We start from the raw sequence: 886 nt of genomic DNA on the forward strand, positions 1-886 counted from the left end.
CCTTTTCCCAAGGAAGGGTGTTCTATTGAAAGCCAAGCACGCGGCCAAGATCAACCTCAGTCCCAGATCAACCTCATTCATTGCCCTCATCGAAAACTTCCTCAAGTACACGACACGCCCTACGCTTACCTCTTCCTCAAGAAATTTCAATCCCTTTGCCTTAAAATCCACCCCTTTGCCTCAAAGCCTCGTTGTCAATCTGGCAAAGCCCCCAAATGATAAGGATTAATCATTTGGCAAGCCGCAGCATGGATACCAGCGTCTCCAACAATTCCATAACCAAATTGCACAAAACCTTTTTCATCCAGAGATGAGAAACTGTCCTTAGCGGTCTCGTAAATAAATAACAGTCTCGTAAATAAATAAATGTCCCTCTTTTCTTTCAATTTTCCCCCTCCACCCCAAGCTCTTTAAAAACACTGTTGCCCTTTCCATGGAGCAAAAAGTCTTGATCAAAACGTGTGCTTTTGGCTCACCTTCTCTATGCGCCTTGCCTCCACCTGCAAGAAAATGGGTTCTTTTTCCCCAAACACCAGAATATCTTTTGCTTTAAATATAGATTTTTCGCTCTCCATATCGCTTGGTAAGACACATTTTTATGCTTGATAAAAAGAAAATAAGTTACAAGATTTTCTCTCTTTAAGAGAACAGAAACAGCAAGTGAAACCCAAGAGCAGCCCTCTTCACTTATCCCCCTTAAAAGCTCGCAAAAATCCCACTCAAGCAAGAGCACCAACTCAAGCAAGAGCCTCAATTTTTCTCAAAAACACGACACCAATATAAAAAAAGCATAAAACGAGAAGTGTCCCCCATGCTCCTTAATGAACAAGTCAAAAGCAATATACTTAATGGCAATAAAAGCCTCTCTTCACTTTTTTCCCCTCGC

1 protein-coding gene is annotated in these 886 nt (G+C 41.6%); it reads right to left on the reverse strand.

Features of this window, described 5'->3' with window-relative positions; all coding sequences use genetic code 11:
- Positions 1–194: 194 nt before the first annotated feature.
- Positions 195–386 carry a hypothetical protein gene (locus tag ACFIO3_RS14245; RefSeq protein ID WP_375614470.1) on the reverse strand — a complete coding sequence of 64 codons (192 nt, stop codon included), beginning with the start codon at positions 384–386 and terminating at the stop codon, positions 195–197.
- Positions 387–886 lie beyond the last annotated feature (500 nt).

The sequence above is a fragment of the Bartonella sp. AD328YNZD genome (genome assembly GCF_042196425.1).